Genomic DNA, 21,816 nt, shown 5'->3' with positions numbered 1-21,816 from the left:
CGGGGCTATCGCGCGCGTCCCGCCGGGTTGGCCGAACGCGTGGCGCCGGGCGTTTCCCCGGATCCGTCGCTCCGTTGCCGCGGGTGAGGCACGCGTACTCGCCGTCGATCGCCCCCTAGGGCCACGCGGCGTAGGAGACGGGTGCCGGGTGTGTCTCGGCGCTGTGGGTCGCGGCGGCCGCCTTGCGGAAGGTGCCGGGGGGCACGCCCGTGTGCCGCTTGAAGAAGCGGCTGAAATAGCCCGGGTCGCGGAAGCCCAGCCCATAGCCGATCTGCTCGACCGGCAGGGTGCTCCGGCTCAGCCGCCGCTCCGCCTCGGCGATCAGCCGGGCATGGACCAGCGTCAACGGGGTGTCCGAGGTCTGGCGCAGGCAGATGTCATGCAGATGTGCGCGGGTGATCCCCAGCCGGGCCGCGTAATCCTCGATCGTCAGGTGCTCGCGGTAGTGCAGCTCGATCAGGTGGCGAAACCGCCGCAGCGTGGTGGCCCCGGTGCCGCGCGCAGCCCCCGGCCGGTCCGCGTCGCCCGAGGCGCGCCAGAATTGCAGGAGGATCAGGGTAAGATGCGCGCTGATCACCGCCATCGCGCCGGTCTTCTGGTCGCGCGCCTCGCGGGTGATCGCCGCGAAGGCGGTCTCATACTCGGCCAGGTGGGGCGCGATGCTTTCGGCCGGCAGTGTCAGCATCCGGGCGAGCAGCGGGCGCAACTGGGTGCCCGCGGCACTGTCGCCGATAGCGCGCCAGGCCTGCGCCTCGGGGATCGAGAACATCGCCCCGTCTCCGCCGGCCGAGATCCGCAGCGTGGCCCCAACGCCGGGCGGCATCCACAGGATCGTCGGGGCCGTCAGTTCGACCTCGGCACCATCGCGGCGGGTCAGGACGGCCTCGCCATGGCGGATGAGAAAGACATGACACCGCGCGTCGCGGGGCGCGGAGGCGATCTCCCAGGTCCGGTCCGCAAGCCCGGTGTCGATCCGCGCGGCAACGACCGAGGACTGGCCCGCGGCGGGCAGCCCGGAAAAGGGCGCGCCGGACGACGGCGAGCGGGGCGTCGCGGTCAGTGTCATGCCTCTGGATCCTCCGGCGGGCAGGCTGCACCGGGGTCGAGAATAGTGCAAGTTATTCTGACAATAGTGCATGTTCAGCGCCCCGCTTTCCGGGTTTTCTGCCGGTCAGGGAGGAAGGCCGGATCCACGGCAGGCAACCGCCCGCGCCGAAGGGCGCGGGGCGGGGGCGGCATGTGGGGCACCATGCCTCCCGATCGAACGCGGGATCCGAAGGCTATGTTGCTGGCACCCCTCTTGATAAACGGTGAAGATCGCTGGGCGTCGGACGGGGGCCGGTTCGAGCGGCGCAATCCGTTCTGCGACAGCGTCGCCACGCGGGCCGCGGCCGCGACGACGCAGGACATGCACGACGCCATCGCCGCCGCCGCGCGGGCCTTTCCCGCCTGGTCCTCGGCCGGTCCGGGTGCACGCCGCGGCGCCCTTCTGCGGGCCGCCGAGGCACTGGCCGCGCGAGAGGACGAGATCGTCGCGGCGATGGCGCAGGAAACCGGGGCGACCGCCGCGTGGGCGCGGTCCAATCTTGCCCTCGGGGTCGACATGCTGCGCGACGCGGCGCTTCTGACGACGCAGGTGGGCGGCAGGATCATCCCGTCGGACCGCCCGGGCACCACGGCGCTCGCCCTGCGGACGCCGGTCGGCGTGGTGGCGGGGATCGCGCCGTGGAACGCGCCCGTGGCGTTGGCGGTGCGGGCCATGGCGATCCCGCTGGCCTGCGGCAACACGGTGGTCCTCAAGGCGTCGGAGCTGTGCCCGGCCACGCACCGGCTGGTCGGGGATGCGCTGAAGGCGGCGGACCTGGGGCCGGGCGTCGTCAACGTGGTTTCCAACGCCCCCGCAGATGCCGACCGCGTGGTCGAGGCGCTGGTCGCGCATCCGGCGGTGCGGCGGGTGAACTTCACCGGGTCGACCCGGGTCGGGCGCCTCGTGGCCGAGGTCGCGGCGCGCTACCTCAAGCCGGTGGTCCTGGAACTGGGGGGCAAGGCGCCGCTGATCGTGCTGGACGACGCCGATCTCGACGAGGCGGTCAAGGCCGCGGCGTTCGGGGCCTTCATGAACCAGGGCCAGATCTGCATGGCGACCGAGCGCATCGTCGCCGATGCCGCGATCGCCGATGCCTTCGTCGATAAGCTGGCCGCGAAGGCCGAGGCACTGGTCGCGGGCGACCCCGGCGCCGGCAAGACCCCGCTGGGCACGATGATCTCGCTCGACGCGTCGCAGCGCCTCGACGGCCTTCTGCGCGACGCGGTGCTCAAGGGGGCGCGGCTGGCCGCCGGGGGCGCGATCCGCGGCACGCTTGTCGATGCGATCGTCCTCGACCACGTCACGCCGTCGATGCGGATCTACGACGAGGAATCCTTCGGCCCGGTGATCGGCGTGATCCGGGTTCATGGCGTGGACGAGGCCGTGCGGGTCGCCAACGATACCGAGTACGGGCTGTCGGCGGCGGTGTTCGGCCGCGACATCGGCCGCGCGCTTTCGGTGGCGCAGCGCATCGAATCCGGCATCTGCCACGTCAACGCGGCCACCGTTCATGACGAGGCGCAGATGCCCTTCGGCGGGGTGAAGGCCTCGGGCTATGGGCGGCTGGGGGGCGAGGCCGGGATCCATGAGTTCACCGATCTGCGCTGGGTCACCTTCACCGGCAGACCCGGGGACTACCCGCTATGACCAGCGGCCGCCCGCCCGGTGGAGGAGACGGGGCGCCGGCCGGAACCGAAGCAAGGCGACATCGGAAGAGGGAGGAAACCATGACCGATCACACAGATCACAAGGACCGCGAGACCGCGCCCAAGGGCCTGACCCGGCGCAAGCTTCTGACCACCACGGGCGGCGGTGCGCTGGCGCTTGGCGCAAGCCAGTTGATCGCGCCCCTCGCGCGGCCGGCCTTTGCCGCGCCCAAGCCGATCAAGATCGGGCTGGTGGCGCCCAAGACCGGCCAGCTGGCGATCTTCTACAAGGAAGTGCCCTTCGTGATGGACCAGATCCAGAAGCACACCGGAGGCGAGATCGAGATCGGCGGCCAGAAGGTGCCGTACGAGTTCGTCATCAAGGATTCCCAGTCGAACCCGAACCGCGCCTCGCAGGTGACGCAGGACCTGATCTTCAACGACGGGGTCGACCTTGTCGCGACCTTCGCCACGCCCGAGACGGTGAACCCGGTCTCGGACCAGTGCGAGGCGAACGGCGTGCCCTGCATCGCCACCGACTGCCCGCTGGAATCCTACTATTTCGGCCGCGGCGCGCCGAAGGACGGGTTCGAATGGACCTATTGCTTCTTCTTCAGCCTGAAGGAGCAGGCGCCTGCGAGCATCGCGGAATGGGACCAGATTCCGACCAACAAGGTGGTCGGCGCGCTCTGGCCCAACGGCGACGATGGACACGCCTATGCCCGGACCTATCCGCCGCTTCTGAAGGAGAAGGGGTACAAGCTGGTCGATCCGGGGCGTTTCGACCTGCCGTCGAATTATTCCGCCCAGATAGCTGCCTTCAAGGCGGCGGGGGTCGAGGTGATCTCGGCCGTGTTGCCGCCGCCCGAGTTCGTCACCTTCTGGAACGCCGCCGCGCAGCAGGGCTTCAAGCCCAAGATCGCCTGGGTCGGCAAGGCGACCGAATTCCCGCCCGCCGTGACGCCGCTGGGGGCACGCGCCGAGAACCTGTCGATCGAGGTCTGGTGGACGCCCGCCGCCCCCTTCACCTCAGGGCTGACCGGGATCACCTCGCAGCAGCTTGCCGACAGCTACGAGAAGGCCTCGGGCGAGCAGTGGTCGATGACGCTGGGGATCCGCCACGCGCTGTTCGAGGTGGTCTTTGCCGCGCTCAAGGGCGCCAAGGAGATTTCGGCCAGTGGCATCCGCGACGCGATCAAGGGGATGAAATATGCCTCGATCGCCGGACCGATCGACTTCACCCCAGGCGGCGGGCCGTTCCCGAACACCGCGGAGACCCCTCTGGCGATCGGCCAGTGGCGCAAGGGCGACAAGTTCCCGCTGGACCTGAAGGTGGTGGCGAATTCGGCCGCGCCGCAGGTGCCGGTGCAGACGAAGCCGCAGCCGATTGCCTGGAACTGAGGTCGCAATGACGGCGGAAAGGACCTCTGCGCTTCTGGACCTGCGTGGCGTGAGCATGCGCTTCGGGGGGCTGAGCGTGCTCGACACGCTCGACCTCGCGGTCGCACCGGGAGAGATCCTTGGCATCATCGGCCCCAACGGCGCCGGCAAGACGACGCTTTTCAACGTCATTGCCGGCGTCCTGCCGCCCAGCGAGGGCCGGCTGATCTTCGACGGGCGGGACGTCACCGGCCAGAAGGTCTGGCACCGCTGCCGGATGGGGATCGGGCGGACCTATCAGATCCCCAAGCCGTTCGGAAAGATGAGCGTGTTCGAGAACGTCATGGCCGCCGCGATCCACGGCGGGGGCGTGTCGATCCATACCGCCCGGGGGCGGGCGGAGGAGGTGCTGGAACGCACCGGCCTTCTGCACCGCGCGACGCTGGAGGCCGAGCGCCTGTCGCTGCTGGATCTGAAGCGGCTCGAGCTGGCCAAGGCCCTCGGCCAGCGGCCGCGCCTCCTGCTGCTGGACGAGATCGCGGGCGGGCTGACGCAGGCGGAATGCGACGTGCTGTTGCAGATCGTCCGCCAGACCCACGTCGAGGGCACCACGATCGTCTGGATCGAACATGTCATCCACGCCCTGCGCAGCATCGCCGGTCGGATGGTCGTGCTCTACGGCGGCAAGCTGATCGCCGACGATACCCCCGACGCGGTGCTGGCAGACGAGCGCGTGCGGTCGGTCTATCTTGGCGAGGTGACGTGATGACGGCGGATGACGCGCTTCTGCGGATCGACGGTCTGCGGGTCTTTCACGGCAAGTTCGAGGCGCTGCCCGGCGTCGACATGCAGGTCGGCGCGGGCGAGGTCGTGTCGATCATCGGCGCCAACGGGGCGGGGAAATCCTCGCTGCTCAAGGCCATCGTCGGGCAGGTCGACCGGATCGAGGGCGAGATCGCCTTCGGTGGGTCCAGCCTTGCAGGCCGCGCGACACCCGCCATCGTTGCCGGGGGCATCGCGCTGGTGCCGGAGGGGCGCAGGCTCTTCCCCTCGCTCAGCGTCGAGGAAAACCTGTCGATGGGCGCCGAGGTCGGGCGCAAGGGCGAGATCGGCCTCGACGAAGTATTCGGGATGTTCCCGATCCTGCGCGAGCGCCGTCGTCAGCGCGCGCGCGAATTGTCCGGCGGCCAGCAGCAGATGATTGCGGTGGGCCGGGCGCTCATGGCCAACCCGCGGCTGCTGCTGTGCGACGAGATCAGCCTCGGCCTTGCGCCGACCATCGTCAACGACATCTACCGCATCCTTCCCCAGGTGCGCGACCGCGGCATCGGCATCGTCGTGGTCGAGCAGGACATCGGCCGCTCCCTCAAGGTGGCGGACCGGTTCTACTGCATGCTCGAGGGGAAATTCTCGCTGACCGGGCGGCCGGAAGAAACCGACCGCGCGACCGTCATGAAACACTATTTCGGGCTGTGACCATGTTCGACGGATTGCTCAATCAACTGGTGCAGGGCGTCCTTCAGGGCGGGCTTTACGCGATGTTCGCGGTCGGGCTGTCGCTGTCGGTGGGGGTCATGCGGCTGGTGAACATCGCGCATGGCGACTTCATCGTGCTGGGGTCCTTCACGCTCTATTCGATCTGCACCGCGCTCGGCATCTCGCCGTTCCTGGCCATGCTGATCATCCTGCCGCCGGCCTTCGGCCTGGGCTACCTGCTGCAGACGCTGCTGTTCCAGCGCATCGTCGGCAAGGACATCCTTCCGGTGATCCTGGTGACATTCGGCCTGTCGATCATCATCCAGAACGGCCTGCTCATGGGCTACGGGCCGAACCCGCGCGACCTGAACGCCGGTGCGCTGGAGACGGCGTCGCTGAACCTCGGGGGCGGGGTGGCGGTCGGGGTCTTTCCCCTCCTGACCTTTGTGTCGGCAGTGGCGCTGATCTTCGCTCTGGACCGGTTCCTTTACCGCAGCCGGACCGGGGCCAAGATCCGCGCGGTCTCGGACGATGTCGAGGCGGCGCGGCTGATCGGCCTGTCGTCGCGCAAGATCTACGCCACCGCGATGGGTCTGGTGATGGTGACGATCGCGATCTCGGCCTGCTTCATGGGGGTGCGCACGAACTTCAACCCGGCGTCGGGGCCAAGCCAGCTTCTGATCGCCTTCGAGGCGGTGGTGATGGGCGGGCTCGGCAGCCTCTGGGGCACGCTCTGGGGCGGCATCCTGATCGGGCTGGCGCAGGCGATCGGCGCGCGCATCGCCCTGCCGTGGGAGGTGCTGTCCGGGCACCTGCTGTTCCTCGCCGTCCTTGCCCTCAGGCCGCAGGGCCTGATGCCAAAGGAGTAGAGAGATGACGTTTTCCAAGACCCGCCGGCTTGCAATGACCGGCCTCAGGCTGGGGCTGCTGGCGGTGGTGGTCGTATTGGCCTTCGGGCCGGGGTTCCTCGAGGTCGGAACGATGCGGCTCTGCGCGCAGGTGTTCCTGCTGATGGTGCTGGCGATGATGTGGAACCTGCTGGCGGGCTATGCCGACATCGTCACCGTGGGGCAGCACGCCTTCGTCGGCATCGGGGCCTACGCGCTTTACGGCCTGACCGCCAAGGCGGGGCTGAGCCTGCCCGTCGCGATCCTCGGTGCGGGGGCGGTGGCGCTGGTGCTGGCGGTGCCGATCACCGCCATCGTGTTCCGCATGCGCGCGGCCTACCTTGCCATCGGGACATGGGTGGTGGCCGAGGTCTGCACCCTGCTGGCAAGCAAGATCCCCGGCTACGGCGGGGCCACCGGGATCACCCTGCCGGGGCAGGTGATCCGCGCGCTTGGCGGCAACGTGCGCGACCGTTTCGCCAATCTCTACTGGATCTCGCTCGGCCTCGTCGTCGTCGCCTACCTTGCAACCGCACTTCTCCTGCGCTCGCGCGTGGGGGTGGGCCTGATGGCGATGCGCGACAACGAGGAGGCGGCGGGCGCGATCGGCGTGAACCTCGTGGCAAGCCGGATCATCTGTTTCCTCTGGGCCGCGCTGTTCCTCGGCCTCGCGGGCGGGGTGCTGGCGCTGCTGAACCTGCGCATCCAGCCCGCGGCCTCGTTCAGCCTGATCGACTATACCGTCTACGTGATCTTCGCCGCGGTGATCGGCGGCGTCGGCAGCATCGAGGGGGCGATCATCGGCGTCCTCGTCTACGTGGGCCTGCGCAACGCCTTCTCGGATTATTCCAACCTCTACCTGATGTTCCTGGGCGCGTTGTCGATCCTGATCATGCTGGTCGAGCCGCGGGGCATCTGGGGGCTGATCCGCCGGGTCCTGCCCGAGAACATCATCCTCGTCTCGCACCCGTACCGGGGTCGGGCGGGGCGCGAACAGGGAGAAAGCTGATGGGCCTGATGGAGGGCAAGACCTGCCTGATTACCGGTGGTGCGGGCAGCCTGGGCCTTGCCTCGGCGCGGCTGCTGCTGGCCGAGGGCGCGCGCGTGGCGCTGATCGACCGCGAGGCCGGCGCGCTGGACGAGGCGGCGGGAAGGCTGGCGGCCGGCGGGGCAGATCCGGGGCGCGTGCTGACCCACGCCGCCGACATCACCCGGCCGGAGGAGGTGCGCGCCGCGGTCGAGGCCTGCGTCGCGCGCTTCGGCCCGATCGACGTGCTGTTTTCCAACGCCGGCACCTTCGGCACCGTCGCCCCGATCGAAAGCTATCCGCTGGAAACCTTCGAGGCGGTGATGGCGGTCCACGTGACCGGCGCGTTCCTGATCTGCCAGCGTGTCGTGCCGCGCATGCGCGACGGCGGCGCCATCGTCATCACCTCCAGCGTCGCGGGCACCCGGGGCGATCCCGGCGTCTATGGCTACATCACCGCCAAGCACGCCCAGGTCGGCCTGATGCGCTGCCTCGCGAAAGAGTTGGCGCCGCGCGGCATCCGGGTCAACACGCTGCATCCCGGGCCGGTCGACAACGGCTTTCAGGCCGACGTGGAAAGCGGGCTGGGCGGGATCATCGGCCGTGACGCCACGGATTTCTTCAACGAGCAGATCCCGCTTGGCCGCCACGCCAGCCCGGAGGAAATCGCCCGCTCGGTGCTCTACCTCGCGTCGGACCTCGGCAGCTTCACGACGGGTAGCATGCTGATGGCCGACGGAGGTATGAGCGCCTGAGCGCCGACCGGTACCGATACCATGACAGACAAGACGACCAAGGAGAGACCCGAATGAGTGTGAGCGAGATCGAGCTGATCGTTGAGGGCGCGGACAGCCCGGCGGAGGGTGGCGCGACATTCGAGCGCCACGATCCGATGACCGGCGCCATCGCCAGCCGCGCCGCCGCCGGCACCCCCGAAGATGCCCGCCGCGCCGCCGCATCGGCCGGCGCGGCCTTTGCCGACTGGTCGCAGACCGGCCCCGGCGCACGCCGCAAGATCCTGCTCAAGGCTGCCGACCTGATGGAGGAGCGCGTGGCCGAGTTCACCGACCTCATGCTGCGCGAAACCGGGGCGACGCGGCCCTGGGCCGGGTTCAACGTCATGCTCGGCGCGGGGATGCTGCGCGAGGCCGCCGCGCTGACCACCCAGATCACGGGCGAGGTGATCCCCTCCGACAAGCCCGGGGTGCTGTCGATGGCGGTGCGCCAGCCGGCGGGCGTGGTGCTGGGGATGGCGCCTTGGAACGCGCCGGTGATCCTTGGCGTCCGGGCGGTGGCGACGCCGCTTGCCTGCGGCAACACGGTGATCCTGCGCGGGTCGGAAACCTGCCCGGGCACGCACCGGCTCATCGTCCAGACGCTCAATGACGCGGGGCTGCCGCCCGGGGTGGCGAACTACGTCACCAACGCGCCCCAGGACGCCGCCGCCGTGGTCGAGGCGCTGATCGCCCATCCGGCGGTGCGGCGCATCAACTTCACCGGCTCGACCCATGTCGGACGGATCATCGCCAAACTCGCGGCCGAAGAGCTGAAGCCCGTGCTGCTGGAGCTGGGCGGCAAGGCGCCGCTGATCGTGCTCGATGATGCCGACCTCGACCAGGCGGTTGATGCGGCGGCCTTCGGGGCATTCATGAACCAGGGGCAGATCTGCATGTCGACCGAGCGGATCATCGTCGATGCGGCGGTGGCCGACGCCTTCGTGGCCAAGCTCGCCGCCAAGGCCGCGGCCCTGCCCGCGGGCGATCCGCGCGGTGATGTCGTGCTGGGCTCTCTCGTCGATGCCAAGGCGGCGGAACGGATGGAGGCCCTGATCGCCGACGCGAAAGCCAAGGGCGCCACGCTGGCCGCGGGCGGGGGCGTCGACGGCAGCGTGGTCGAGGCGACGCTGATCGACGGCGTCACGCCCGAGATGCGGATCTATGCCGAGGAATCCTTCGGCCCGGTCAAATCCATCATCCGCGTCGATGGGGTGGACGAGGCCGTCCGCGTCGCCAACGATACCGAATACGGCCTGTCCTCGGCGGTCTTCGGGCGCGACGTGACCCGGGCGCTGGCGGTCGCGAAGCGGCTGGAAACAGGGATCTGCCACGTCAACGGCCCGACCGTCGCAGACGAGCCGCAGATGCCCTTCGGCGGCACCAAGGCCTCGGGCCATGGCCGCTTCGGCGGGCGCCAGGGGATCGACGCCTTCACCGAAACCCGCTGGATCACCATCGAGGGCGCGCAACACTACCCGTTCTAGAGGCCCGCGCGGCCATCTGCCGCGCCCAACGACGCCGGCCCGTTCGGGTCTGGCGTTCCGGGCCGGCCTTTCCGGGCCGGCCTTTTCGGGCAATGACTGCGGTATTTGGCAGATCACCGGCACCCGCGCCGTTCCGACCCGGGCGGGTCGCGCGGGCGCCTACTCCGAGATTTGCAGGGCGATCAACCCGGCATCCCCCCGTCAGGCATTCAGTTCCGGCGCGAAAGGCGCTACGTCGGCCCCAGGGAGGGCCCCGGAACGCTGGAGCCACGACAGACCATGACCGACACCCGGGCCGCGCGACCCGAAACCGCTGCCGACGCCCCGCCCTCGACCACTTCGCTGATCATCGGGGCTTTCCTGCTGGCGATCGTGGTTCTCAACCTCCTGCACGGGTTCGGCGTCGGGGAGGGGACGTCCGGCCTTGCCGACGCGCTTTCGATCGCCGTGCTGGTCTTGCTGGCGCCGCGGGTGCGGGGCTCGCGTCACGTGTTCCTTGCGCTCTCGGTCCTGATCGGCGGCTATTGCCTGTTCTTCCTTCCCGATCCGATGGCGGTTCTGAAACCGGCGCTCGACCAAGGCAGCTTCATCGTCGCGTTCTTCTGCGCGCTGGCCAGCCTGCAACATGTCGCAAGCCGGTCCGCCGCGATCAGCCGTGCGGCCACCTTCCTTGCCAGCCAGCCGTCGGGCCGGCGCTACCTCGCGCTCGCCTTCGGGGCCCAGGTCTTCGCGCTGATGCTGAACTACGGGGCGCTGTCGCTGCTTGGCACCATGGCGCGCCGCTCGGCCGAGCAGGAGCCGGAGCCCGCGGTGCGGGCCTTGCGCACAAGGCGGATGCTCCAGGGCGCGCAATGCGGCTTTTCCGCCTCGCTGACATGGTCGCCGCTGGCCTTCGCGCCGGTGATCACCTCGGCGCTCATCCCCGGCGCGACGCTGAGCGGGGTGGTCGTCCACGGGTTGGGGTCGGCGCTGATCATCGTCGTTCTCGGCTGGCTGGTCGACCGGCGGCTGAAGAACAGCCTGCCGAGCGGCACCGTCGTCGCCCCGCCGAACGAGGCGGCCGCGCGCGATACCCGGTCGCTCTGGCCGCTGGCGTGGCTTCTGATGGGGGTCGCGATCCCGGCGGTCCTGCTGGAGGTATTCGTGGGGGTCGAGCCGTCGCGCTCGGTCCTGGGGCTGGTGCCGATCGTGGCGGCGATCTGGGTCCTGGTCGAGACCGAGACCGGCGGCAAGCGACGCGAACTGGGCGCGCGCAGCCACCACTACCTTTTCCGCGACCTGCCGTCGTTCAAGGCGGAGCTGGTGCTGCTGAGCACCGCAGGCTTCATCGGCAGCGCGGCGGGGGCCGTCCTGGCGCAGTGGATCGCCGCGGCGGGCATCGACCTGGGCGCTGTGCCCGCGCGCCTGCTGCTGGTGCTGCCGCTGATCCTGGTGCCGCTGGCCGGGCAGCTGGGCCTCAACCCGATCCTGTTCGTGTCGCTCTTCGCGCAGCTTCTGCCGAGCCCGGCCGAGATGGGCGTGGCGCCCGTGGCTATGGTTCTGGCGCTGACCGGGGGCTGGGCCCTCTGCGCGCCGACCTCGCCCTTTACCGCCTCGGTCATGATCATCGCGCGGATCTCCGGCGCCTCCCCGCGGGAGATCGCATTCCGCTGGAACGGGGTCTTCGTGCTGCTGGCGATGATCGGGCTGGCACTGTGGGTGCAGGTCCTGGCCTGAGGTCACCCCGCGCGCGGGGGAGGGGTGGGCGCCGGCGGAGAGACGGGTGAGTCCGCCCGAGGCGTCAATTCCCAGGCACGCTTCCGGCGGTTCGCGGGCCGATCGTTCGCGCGCTGCCTGAATCGGAGGCAGCCCCGCCCGATGACAATTTACAGGGCTTCAAAATTTTCTTTCACGAAAATTATTTCTTGACCTTCTGTTCATGCGGTCGTCAAGGTTTGCCCAAAGCCCGCGCCCTTGTCGAGTGTAACGCATTGTTTTGGCATGTCTATTCTGTAGGCATGTCTGTCTTGGCGCGCCAGCCGCATGTCATGCGACATTGCTTTGGGCTCGGCCCGGATGCCGTGCAACACGTGCGCTGGCATGTCCGCGGGCAACTCAGGTTTTGCAGGAGCGACAGGAACATGAAGGTCTTTATCAGCGCCGATATCGAGGGCACGGCCGGTATCGCGCATTGGGATGAGGCGGCGCGCACGCATCCCGCCTACGCCCAGTTCCAGGAGCTGATGACCGCCGAGGTGGTTGCCGCCTGCGAGGGGGCGCGTGCTGCCGGGGCGGAAGAGGTGCTGATCAAGGATGCGCATTCGAGCGCGCGCAACGTGATCGTCGACAGGCTGCCCGGCTATGCGCGCATCATCCGCGGCTGGCCCGGCCATCCCGATCTGATGATGTTCGGGCTGGACGCGGATTTCGCCGCGGCGATCTACACCGGCTACCACGGCAAGGCCGGAAGCGAGCTGAACCCGCTTGCCCATACGCTGACCATGCAGATCCACGGCCTTACGCTGAATGGCGCGCTGGCCTCGGAACTGACGCTGAACGCGCTTTGCGCCGCCGGCTACGGGGTGCCGTCGGCCTTTGTCTCGGGCGATGCCGACATCTGCGCCGATGCCGAGGCGATGGTGCCGGGCATCGCGACCGTGGCCACCCTGAAGGGGGCCGGCCACAGCGCGGAATCGATGGCGCCGGAGCGGGCGAGGGAGCTGATCCGATCGGGGGTCGAGCGGGTGCTGGGGCAGGACATGTCCGCGATGATGCCGGCCACCGCCGACCGTTACGAGATGATCATCGAGTTCAACAACCCCTCGGATGCCTACAAGGCCTCCTGGTACCCGGGCGCAAAGGCCCATGGCCGGCGCGCGGTCGCCTTCGAGGCGGCGGAGTTCTTCGATATCCAGCGGGCGATCCGCTTCATCTGCCTTTGAAGCGCGGGGTCACCGCGCCGGTGGCGGGAAACGGCAGGCAGGGCCGAGAGCAGACAATCGGGGCGGGGCAGAGAATTCCCGTCCGCACGTCAAGAAAACATGGCTTCAGGGAGCATGGACTATGAAGACAACGAGAGTCACCGCACGCCTTGCCGGGCTGGCCGTCGGGCTGGCCCTGGGGGTAAGCGCGCTTGCCGTCACCCGCGCCAGCGCGGCCGATACGCCGCAGAAGGGCGGCGATCTGATCATGTTGCGGGCCGAGCAGCTGCGCACGCTGCTGCCGTCGCAGCCGACCGACAACGCCTCGATCTGGCCGATCGAGGAGGTGTTCAACACGCTCCTCGTGCCGAAACAGGACGGGTCGGGCGTGGCGCCGTCGCTGGCGACGTCGTGGGAGCAGTCGAAGGACGGGCTGGACTGGACCTTCCACCTGCGCCACGGGGTGAAGTTCACCAACGGGCAGGAAATGACCTCGAAGGACGTGAAGTTCTCGATCGAGGAAACCTCGAAACCGTCTAGCCCCTTCGCCTTCATCAACGCGGCGATCACCAAGGTCACCACCCCCGACGCTTACACCGTGGTGATCCACACGGCGAAGCCCTTCGCGCCGCTTCCCGCCGACATGGCGATCTTTGCCAACTCGATCGTGCCCTACGATTACGCCGGGATGACGCCCGAGGCATTCTCGAAAAAGCCGATCGGGACGGGGCCCTTCATGCTCAAGAGCTGGACGCCGGGGGTCGAGGCCACCTTCGAGCGCAACCCGAACTACTGGGACAAGGGCAAGCCCTACCTGGATTCGATCACCTTCAAGGTCGTGGCCGACAGCAACACCCGGGCCAATGAGGTGCAGGGCGGGCAGGCGCAGATCGACGAATTCCCCGCCTTCTCGAGCATCACGGCACTGCAGAACTCCGGCACGGCGAAGATCGGAACCTATGCCTCCAGCCGCGTCGACTTCCTGTCGATCAACACCCAGAAAAAGCCCTTCGACAATGTCGACGTGCGCCGCGCGATCGCCTCGGCCGTCGACAAGAACACGCTGGTCAAGGTGGTCCTGTTCGGCCACGGCAAGCCCGCCGGCGCCTACATGTCGCCCAGCTCCTGGTCGCACGACCCGAGCATCACCGGCTATCCCTATGACCTGAAGGCGGCCAAGGCCTTCCTTGCCAAGTCGCCGGTTCCCGACGGGTTCAAGGCCACGATCACGGTGGCAAGCGGCAACTCCGACCAGCAGACCATGGCTCAGATCATCCAGGCGTCGCTTGCGAAGCTGGGGATCAAGATCACGATCCAGACGCTGGACCCGTCCGCCGCCTATGATGCCAAGCAGAACGGCAATTACGACATGGGCTTCAGCTACGATACCACCGACATCGTCGACCCCGACGAGATCATCCGCTTCACCGGGTCCTACGACGGCGGCTCGCACGGGCTGTACTCGTTCTACAAGAACAAGGAGATCGACAGCTGGATCGCGAAGGCGGCGACGCTGAACGACCAGGATGCGCGTCAGAAGATCTACTTCAAGGTCGAGAAGGCGTGGAACGAGGCGCAGCCGCTGGTGCCGCTGTTCTACACGCCGGAGCTTTACGCCTACGCAAGCAACGTGCACGATTTCCACCCCTTCGTGACCGGCAACTACAACCTTGCCGATGTCTGGATGTCGAAGTGATCGGCTGATCACGGGCGCCCCGGCGGCAGGTGCCGCCGGGGCGCTGCCCACCTGATACGCGACGGCCCGACCGGCCGAGGGGACCGCTTCATGCTTCGATTTCTCATCCGGCGCCTTCTGCTGCTCATCCCCGTGGTCGTGGGCGTGGCGACGCTGACCTTCATGCTCATGCACATGACGCCCGGCGATCCCGCGCGTACCTATCTGGGCGACCGGGCCTCGCCGCAGGCGCTCGCCGCGCTGCGCCATCAATGGGGCCTCGACCAGCCTCTCTGGCGCCAGTATCTGGCCTTCATGGGCGGGCTGGCGACGGGCAACCTGGGTCAGTCGATGTTCTTCCATGATTCCATCGTCAGCCTGCTGGCGATCCGGTTGCCGCCGACGCTGCTGCTGATGGCGATCGCCACGCTGTTCAGCATCCTGATCTCCGTCCCGCTGGCGGTCTGGATGGCGCTGAGCCGGGGCGGCGCGGTCGACACCGCCGTGCGCAGCTTCAACTCCGTCGCGCAGGGCACGCCGCTGTTCTTCACCGGCGCCGTGCTGATCGCGGTCTTCAGCCTCAAGCTGCACTGGTTCCCGGTGGCGGGATACGGCAAGACCTTCGGCGAGCATGTCGTCTCGCTCATCCTGCCGTCGATTGCCGTCGCGCTGGTGATCATCCCCTTTCTGATCCGCGGGCTGCGCGGCGCGCTGATCGACGCGCTCAACAGCGAGTTCGTCAATTTCGCCAAGGCCAAGGGTCTGAGCCGCCGCGCGATCTGGACGCATTACGCCCTGCGCAACGCCGCGATCCCGGGCATTTCCATCCTTGGGATCCAGGTCGGATACCTCGCCGGCGGGTCGCTGGTGATCGAGAACGTCTTTGCCATTCCCGGCATGGGCACCTTCCTGATGAAGGGCATCCTGAACCGCGACTTCCCGGTGGTGCAGGCCAGCGCGCTGATCTTCGCGCTGCTGGTGATCTTCGTCTACCTGCTGACCGACATCGCCTACGGGCTGTTCGACCCGAGGGTGAGGGTGAAATGACCGAGGTCATGATCGAAAAGAAACGTGCGGGCCTGATGTCGCGCATCGGGCGGACCGGTCGGCGCCGCGGCAACACGCATCTGTTGATCGGGGCGGTGATCGTGGGGCTGATCGTGCTGATGGCGATCTGCGCGCCGCTGCTGACCCGCTACGGGCCGATCGACCAGGATTTCACCGCGACGCTGCAAGGGCCGAGCTGGACCCACCTCCTGGGCACCGACAACCTTGGCCGCGATCTCTGGAGCAGGATCCTCTTTGGTGCACGCACCGACCTGTTCCTTGCCACCGTGGCCGTGGCCGCGCCGCTGGTGATCGGCACCGCCATCGGCGCACTCAGCGGCTATTTCGGCGGCTGGTTCGACACGATAATCATGCGGATCGCCGATATCGTCGTGGCGTTTCCGTTCTACGTTCTGGTCATCAGCCTCGTGTTCATCATGGGCAACGGCGTGGGCAGCATCTTCGCCGCGATCTCGATCGTGTCCTGGGTCGCCTATGCGCGGATCGTCCGGGCCGAGACGATGGTGCTCAGCTCCACCGATTTCGTCGATGCGCTGAAGGTCGGCGGCCTTGGATCGGGGCGGATCGTGTTCCGCCACCTGGTGCCCAACGTCGTCAGCCAGGCCATCGTCTACGCGATGAGCGATATCGTCGCCAATATCGGGGTGATCGTGACGCTGAGCTATTTCGGGATGGGGATCGTGCCGCCAACGCCGGACTGGGGCAGCATGATGGCCGATGGCCAGCCGTTCTTTGCCGGCGGCTATTACGGGCTGATGGTGGTACCCGCGGCGGCGGTGATCGTGACAAGCTTCGGCCTGTCGCTGGTCGGGGACGGGCTGGCGAATGTTCTGAGGGTGAAGAGATGAACGGGGCAGGGATGGCAACGCGGAAGACCGACGGGCCGGCCGGGGCTGGCGGGGAGAGGGCCAGCGCAGGGCAGGCCCCGCTGCTTGAGATCGACCGGCTCTGCGTCTCGGCCCATATCAACGGGCAGGACTGGCGCGCGCTCGAGAATATCACGCTGCGGGTGGACCGGGGAGAGACGCGGGGGCTGGTGGGCGAATCCGGTTCGGGCAAGAGCCTGACCCTGCGCGCGGCGATGGGGCTTCTTCCCGGAAGCCTCTCCGTCACTTCGGGGGCGATCCGGTTCAAGGGGCGCGACCTGCTGGCGGACGGCGGCAAGGCGATGGCCGCGGTCCGCGGCACCGGTATCGCGATGGTGTTCCAGGAACCCGCGGTCGCGCTGAACCCGGTGATGCGCGTGGGCCGCCAGATCACCGACAGCGTTTCCGCCCGCCGGGGCTGGGGCCGCCGCCAGGCCCGCGAATTCGCCGTCGAGCTGATGGATCAGGTCGGCATCCGCGACCCCAAGCGCTGGGTCGAGGCCTATCCCCACCAGCTTTCGGGCGGAATGCGCCAGCGGGTGATGATCGCCTCGGCCATCGCCTGCGGGCCCGAACTGATCTTCTGCGACGAACCGACGACCGCGTTGGACGTGACGGTGCAGTCGCAGATCCTCAAGCTGTTTTCCAAGCTGCAGGCCGATCTGCATGCGGGGTTTCTTTACGTCACGCACGACCTGTCGGTGGTGGCCGAGTTCTGTAGCTCGCTCAGCGTCATGTACGCGGGCCGGATCGTCGAGCAATCCGACGATCTGAAGGCGATGGTGCAGGCCCCGGTTCACCCCTACACGCGTGCCCTCCTGGGCGCGGTGCCGCGGATCAAGGGGCCGATCCAGAGGTTGCGCGGGCTGTCCTCCTCCGCCCCGCCGCTGACCGAGCGGTCGCAGGCGCCGACCGCGCCCCTGGCCGAGGTGTCGCCCGGGTGGCAGGTCGCGCCGGCCAGCCCCGAAGAGGTGGAACTGTTCGAGACGGGAGTGCAGGCATGGGAAGCGCAGGCATGACCGGCGGATCGGAGCTTGTGGCCGAGGATATCTCCGTCACCTTCGCGACCCGGCGGCGCGATGCGGGGCACCGCGCGCTGGCGGGGGTGAGCCTCGGCGTGCGGCCGGGGGAAATCGTGGGTCTGGTGGGCGAATCCGGATCGGGGAAATCCACCCTCGGGCGGGTGATCGTCGGGTTGCAACAGGATTATACCGGCACCCTGCGCTTCGGGGGCGAGGTCCTGGCGCACCGGCGTACGCGCGCGCAGCGGCGGGCGATCCAGATGGTGTTCCAGGATCCCTATGCCTCTCTCGACCCGCAGATGACCGTTTGGAAGATGCTCGAGGAGCTGCTGATCGTCCACGGCATCGGCGAGAACCGCGAGGCGCGGCGAGCGCGCAGCGAAGAGCTGATGCGCCTCGTGCACATGCCGCCCACGCTTCTCGATACGCGGCCCGCGGGGATGTCGGGCGGCCAGCGGCAGCGTGTGGCCATCGCGCGGGCGCTGTCGGTCGGGCCGCAGCTTCTGGTCGCGGACGAGGCGACCTCGGCACTGGACGTGTCGGTACAGGCGGGGATCATCAACCTCTTCGCGGATCTGCGCGCCGAGATCGGATTGTCGATCCTGTTCATCTCGCACAACCTTGCCGTCGTCCGGTCGCTTTGCGACCGCGTCGCGGTGATCTGCCAGGGGGAGATCGTGGAAGAGGCGGAGACGCGCGCCGTTTTCGATGCGCCGCGCCACGATTATACGCGGCAGCTCCTCGCCGCGGCACCGGACCTTCCGTAACGGCGCTCAAAGACAGGGAAGACAGACACATGACACCACTCAAGGATCGCCCCGGCTTCGACAAGGCCAGGTCAGACCTGACCGAGCTGTTCGCGCGTCGGGTGGGCCAGGGCCGCGCGCCGGGCTGCTACTACGCCGTGTTCGACGCGACAGGCCCGCTGTTCGGCGAAGGCTTCGGCGCGGCCACGCTGGGCGGCGCCGTCCCGGACGGACAGACGCGGTTCCGCATCGCCTCGTGCACCAAGAGCTTCACCGTCGCCGCGCTGCTGATCCTGCGCGATGCGGGCAAGCTGGTGCTGGACACGCCGATCACCGCATATGTGCCCGAACTGCGTGGTACGCTGCCCGCCGGGGCGCCGGCCGTGCCGACGGTGCGGATGCTGATGGCGATGGCCGGCGGCCTGCCCACCGACGATCCCTGGGCCGACCGTCAGGAATCGCTGACCGGCGCGGCGTTCCGCGCCGTGATCGAACGGGGGGTGCGTTTCACCACGGTGCCTGGAACCCGGTTCGAATATTCGAACCTCGGCTACGCGCTTCTGGGGCAGGTCGTGGAGCATGTCAGCGGTCAGAGCTTTCCCGACTTTGTGGCCGAAGCCCTGCTCGGGCCGCTGGGCCTGGAGATGACGACCTTCGACTACACCGCCGTGCCCCAGGGGAACATGGCCACCGGGTACCGCCCGCGCGGCGGCGCCTGGCTGGCCCTGCCGTTCAGCGGACCGGGCGCGTTTTCCAGCATCGGCGGCGTGATCTCGACCGGCGACGACCTGAGCCGCTGGGCGCAATGGCTGTGCGAGGCGTTCCGCGACGACAGTCCCGAACGGGGGCCGCTGTCGGCCGCAAGCCGCCGCGAGATGCAGGCGGTGCATTGCCCGATCGCACCCGAGCGGGAGGAGGCCCTGCTTTTCAAGGGCTACGGTTTTGGCCTGATGGCACAGACCGACGCGCGGCACGGGCTGAAGGTGCATCACTCCGGCGGGTATCCGGGGTTCAGCTCGCACATGCGGTGGCATCCGGAGACGGGGATCGGCGTTGTCGGGTTCGAGAACGCGACCTACTCCGGCGCCACCCTTCCCGTCACCGCCGCGCTGGACCGTCTGCTGGAGCTTGGGGATGCCAGACCCACAGCGCCGAAGCCGCCGAAGCCGCCGGAGACGGTGCGCGATCTCGGCGCCAAGGTCGCCGCGCTGGTCGCCGGTTGGGAGGACGCCGCGGCAGAGGCGATCTGCCTGGAGAATGTCGCGATGGACCGCCCGTATGACGAGCGGGCCGCCGATCTTGCGGCGCTGCTGGCGCGTGCCGGCACACCGGACCCTGCCCGTGCCGAGATCCGGCCCGCCGACGGGCAGATGTTCGGGCAGTTCGAGGTGCGCGTGCCCTGCACGACCGGGCTGATCGTCGCGACGGTCCTGCTCGGCCCGCCGGAGCCCGCAAGGATCCAGACCCTGCAATTCCGGATCGCCCCCCCGACCGAGGCCTAGGCGGGGCAGGTGGCCGCGCCGGGGGGCATGATGGCGCGCCGAGGCGCGTGGAAAACGGGAAACGGGAGACCGGGATGAAAGTCTATATCTGCGTTGACATCGAGGGGGTGGCGGGTGTGGTGACGCCGCAGCAGGGCAGCCCCGGTAATCCCGAGTACGAACGCGCACGGCGGCTAATGACGCAGGAGGCGAATGCCGCGGTCGAGGGCGCCCTTGCCGCCGGGGCGACGGAAATCCTCGTCAACGACGCGCATGGGCCGATGACCAACCTTCTGCCCGACGAGCTTCACCCCGGGGCGGAGCTCATCATCGGCAAGCCGAAGCCCTTCAACATGTTCGCGGGGCTCACCTCCGGGTTCGACGCGGTGTTCTGCATCGGCCACCATGCCCGCGCCTCCGGCCCCGGGGTGCTGGCGCATACGACCAACGGCTTCGCCTTCCGCGAGATCCGCATCGACGGCCAGCCCTTGGGCGAGCCGGGCCTCTACGGCGCCTATGCCGGGGAGCTGGGCGTTCCGGTCGCGCTGATAAGCGGTGATGACCGCTGCGCGGCGGAGAACCGCGCGCACTTTCCCGATGCGCGCTTCGTCGTGGTGAAGACGGCGCTTGGAAACCGCGCTGCGCGGGCGATGTCGGTGCCGCGCGCCCGGGCGGCGATCCGCGACGCGGCGCAGGCGACCCTTGCCGAGGCGCCGCGGTCAAGGCCCTTCGTGATCGCGGAACCGAAGGTCGTGGCGTTCGAGATGGCCCATCCCGCACTTGCGGATCTGGCCGAAGCCCTGCCGCCCGCCAGGCGCAGCGACGGCGTGACGGTGGAATTCGCGATCTCCTCCGTGGCAGAGGCGATCGGCTGGATGATCGCGCTTTCGGCCATGTCGGCGATGCTGCGCTGAGGCGCGCGCCTGGGTCACGGAGCAGTGGCGACGACACGGAACGATCCGCGGGTGACCGGGGATTGACCTGGGGTGTATTCTCCCGTCACCCGGTCACGGGCAACGGGAGACGTAGTCCGAGCGCGATGGTTGAGAAGAGTTGAGATGGACCTATCCGGCAGTCAGATCGGAGGGCGCATAAAGCGCCTTCGCAAGAAGCGGGGCTGGACCCTGAGGGAGTTGAGCGGGCGCGCGCATGTCTCGACCGCGACGCTTTCGAAGATAGAGAACGCGCAGGTCGCGGCCTCCTTCGACACGCTGGTGAAGGTGGCGCAGGGCCTGAACGTAAGCTTCGACAGCCTTCTGGAAGTGTCCGAAACGCCCCGCAGCGGCGGCAGGCTGGTCGTCACGGGAGCCGGCGAAACGGTGCATTTCGCGACCAGCATGTATGAATACGAGGTGCATTCGGTCGAGCTGCGCCGCAAGCAGATGATCCCCCTGATCATGAAGATCAAGGCGCGGTCGCTGGACGACATCACGAACTGGAGCTCTCATCCCGGGGAGGAGTTCATCTACATCACCAGGGGGGCCGTAAGGCTTCATACCGAATTCTACACCCCGGTGGAGCTTCAGCGCGGCGAAAGCGCCTATATCGACAGCGAGATGGAGCATGCCTTCGTCAGCATCGGCGACGGCGAGGCCGAGATCATCTCGATGTGCGTGACCTCGCAGACGACGCAGGCCTTCTTTGCCGCGGCGGGAATGCCGGAGCCCCGCGACCCGCCGCAAGCGCGGCCGACGACCGACTGAGAGACGACGGCCGACCGGGGCCGGGGCGGACAGTGCGCGGCCCGGGGCCCCCGTGTTCGCGCAAGCGGCCTGCTCATGCCCGCCCTGCCGCGGCGCCATCCTGCGCGGCGGCGACGGCCTGAAGCAGGTCCCACGACAGCCTTGCCTCGTCGGCCGGGATCTTCCGGACCGCGTGGCCAAGGTGCACGAGGACGAAATCCCCGGGCACGACTTCCTCGTCCTGAACCATGAACAACGAGACGTCGCGAAAAACGCCCCGCATTTCGCAGCGGGCGCAAAGGCCGTCGATGGCGCGGATCTGCATGGGAATCGCAATGCACATGGCTTTCCTCGCCGGGGATGATCCGAAGGCCAGCGCGGCAATGCCTGTCCGGCGCTTCCGTTTTCCGACATGTAGAAATTGCAGAGCGGCCCCGGCGGGTCAAGTATTGCGGCACTGCCAATTCCCTCCGCTCCGCTCAGGAATACGTGAGAGTCAATTCCACCCGACTCCTGCGGCAATTTTTATCTTGAACTCCCCGGCGCCGCGCGGGATCCTGTCGCCAATTCCGGTTCGTTGGTCAGTGGAATTCCCGTTCCCTTGGTGAATTTC

20 protein-coding genes are annotated in these 21,816 nt (G+C 68.3%); 18 read left to right on the top strand and 2 right to left on the bottom strand.

What is annotated here, in order from left to right:
* Positions 1–115 precede the first annotated feature (115 nt).
* A complete protein-coding gene (locus tag CVV76_RS16370; protein ID WP_158243180.1) occupies positions 116–1,066 on the bottom strand; it encodes a helix-turn-helix domain-containing protein in 951 nt (316 codons plus the stop codon).
* Positions 1,067–1,282: 216 nt separating this feature from the next.
* Between CVV76_RS16370 and CVV76_RS16365 the strand changes: the two genes are divergently transcribed.
* The 18 genes from CVV76_RS16365 to CVV76_RS16280 all read left to right on the top strand — a co-directional run bounded on the left by CVV76_RS16365 (position 1,283) and on the right by CVV76_RS16280 (position 21,224).
* Positions 1,283–2,734, top strand: coding sequence for an aldehyde dehydrogenase (locus CVV76_RS16365; RefSeq protein ID WP_102225755.1), 1,452 nt, complete (start codon positions 1,283–1,285; stop codon positions 2,732–2,734).
* Positions 2,735–2,814: 80 nt separating this feature from the next.
* Complete coding sequence (locus CVV76_RS16360) at positions 2,815–4,134, top strand: ABC transporter substrate-binding protein (protein ID WP_158243179.1); 1,320 nt, start codon at positions 2,815–2,817, stop codon at positions 4,132–4,134.
* 7 nt (positions 4,135–4,141) lie between these two features.
* Complete coding sequence (locus CVV76_RS16355) at positions 4,142–4,879, top strand: ABC transporter ATP-binding protein (RefSeq protein WP_102225753.1); 738 nt, start codon at positions 4,142–4,144, stop codon at positions 4,877–4,879.
* On the top strand, positions 4,879–5,589 hold the full coding sequence (locus CVV76_RS16350; protein WP_102225752.1) for an ABC transporter ATP-binding protein: 711 nt from the start codon (positions 4,879–4,881) through the stop codon (positions 5,587–5,589). The genes CVV76_RS16355 and CVV76_RS16350 overlap by 1 nt, the downstream gene beginning before the upstream one ends.
* Positions 5,590–5,591: 2 nt before the next feature.
* On the top strand, positions 5,592–6,458 hold the full coding sequence (locus CVV76_RS16345) for a branched-chain amino acid ABC transporter permease (protein ID WP_102225751.1): 867 nt from the start codon (positions 5,592–5,594) through the stop codon (positions 6,456–6,458).
* A gap of 4 nt (positions 6,459–6,462) precedes the next feature.
* On the top strand, positions 6,463–7,485 hold the full coding sequence (locus CVV76_RS16340) for a branched-chain amino acid ABC transporter permease (RefSeq protein ID WP_102225750.1): 1,023 nt from the start codon (positions 6,463–6,465) through the stop codon (positions 7,483–7,485).
* Positions 7,485–8,258 (top strand): SDR family NAD(P)-dependent oxidoreductase, encoded by a 774-nt coding sequence (locus CVV76_RS16335; protein WP_102225749.1) that lies wholly within the window; start codon positions 7,485–7,487, stop codon positions 8,256–8,258. Before CVV76_RS16340 ends, CVV76_RS16335 begins: the two co-directional genes overlap by 1 nt.
* Positions 8,259–8,311: 53 nt before the next feature.
* Positions 8,312–9,763, top strand: coding sequence for an aldehyde dehydrogenase (locus CVV76_RS16330; protein ID WP_102225748.1), 1,452 nt, complete (start codon positions 8,312–8,314; stop codon positions 9,761–9,763).
* A gap of 279 nt (positions 9,764–10,042) precedes the next feature.
* Positions 10,043–11,479, top strand: a complete 1,437-nt coding sequence (locus tag CVV76_RS16325; protein WP_102225747.1) for a hypothetical protein — start codon at positions 10,043–10,045, stop codon at positions 11,477–11,479.
* Positions 11,480–11,883: 404 nt separating this feature from the next.
* Positions 11,884–12,684: a M55 family metallopeptidase gene (locus CVV76_RS16320; RefSeq protein WP_102225746.1), complete on the top strand. Its 801-nt coding sequence runs from the start codon at positions 11,884–11,886 to the stop codon at positions 12,682–12,684.
* A 121-nt stretch (positions 12,685–12,805) separates the two neighbouring features.
* Positions 12,806–14,359, top strand: coding sequence for an ABC transporter substrate-binding protein (locus CVV76_RS16315; protein ID WP_158243178.1), 1,554 nt, complete (start codon positions 12,806–12,808; stop codon positions 14,357–14,359).
* A 90-nt stretch (positions 14,360–14,449) separates the two neighbouring features.
* Complete coding sequence (locus tag CVV76_RS16310; protein ID WP_102225744.1) at positions 14,450–15,385, top strand: ABC transporter permease; 936 nt, start codon at positions 14,450–14,452, stop codon at positions 15,383–15,385.
* On the top strand, positions 15,382–16,254 hold the full coding sequence (locus tag CVV76_RS16305) for an ABC transporter permease (RefSeq protein WP_102225743.1): 873 nt from the start codon (positions 15,382–15,384) through the stop codon (positions 16,252–16,254). Before CVV76_RS16310 ends, CVV76_RS16305 begins: the two co-directional genes overlap by 4 nt.
* Before the next feature lie 11 nt (positions 16,255–16,265).
* Positions 16,266–17,291 carry an ABC transporter ATP-binding protein gene (locus CVV76_RS16300; RefSeq protein ID WP_102225742.1) on the top strand — a complete coding sequence of 342 codons (1,026 nt, stop codon included), beginning with the start codon at positions 16,266–16,268 and terminating at the stop codon, positions 17,289–17,291.
* Positions 17,288–18,061: an ABC transporter ATP-binding protein gene (locus tag CVV76_RS16295; RefSeq protein ID WP_158243177.1), complete on the top strand. Its 774-nt coding sequence runs from the start codon at positions 17,288–17,290 to the stop codon at positions 18,059–18,061. Before CVV76_RS16300 ends, CVV76_RS16295 begins: the two co-directional genes overlap by 4 nt.
* 29 nt (positions 18,062–18,090) lie before the next feature.
* Positions 18,091–19,542, top strand: coding sequence for a serine hydrolase domain-containing protein (locus CVV76_RS16290; protein WP_102225740.1), 1,452 nt, complete (start codon positions 18,091–18,093; stop codon positions 19,540–19,542).
* 74 nt (positions 19,543–19,616) lie between these two features.
* Positions 19,617–20,435: a M55 family metallopeptidase gene (locus CVV76_RS16285; protein ID WP_102225739.1), complete on the top strand. Its 819-nt coding sequence runs from the start codon at positions 19,617–19,619 to the stop codon at positions 20,433–20,435.
* Between the two features lie 144 nt (positions 20,436–20,579).
* On the top strand, positions 20,580–21,224 hold the full coding sequence (locus tag CVV76_RS16280; protein ID WP_102225738.1) for a helix-turn-helix domain-containing protein: 645 nt from the start codon (positions 20,580–20,582) through the stop codon (positions 21,222–21,224).
* Between the two features lie 73 nt (positions 21,225–21,297).
* Here CVV76_RS16280 and CVV76_RS16275 read toward each other — a convergent pair whose 3' ends face one another.
* The gene (locus CVV76_RS16275; RefSeq protein ID WP_102225737.1) at positions 21,298–21,546 is read right to left on the bottom strand and encodes a HypC/HybG/HupF family hydrogenase formation chaperone; all 249 of its coding nucleotides are present in this window, start codon (positions 21,544–21,546) and stop codon (positions 21,298–21,300) included.
* Positions 21,547–21,816: the final 270 nt, after the last annotated feature.

The sequence above is a fragment of the Acidimangrovimonas sediminis genome, from assembly GCF_002871005.1.
In the GTDB taxonomy this organism is placed as follows: Bacteria; Pseudomonadota; Alphaproteobacteria; order Rhodobacterales; family Rhodobacteraceae; genus Acidimangrovimonas; species Acidimangrovimonas sediminis.
The sequence above is the reverse complement of the archived record's forward strand: the minus strand, read 5'-3'. Positions and strand labels throughout refer to the sequence as shown.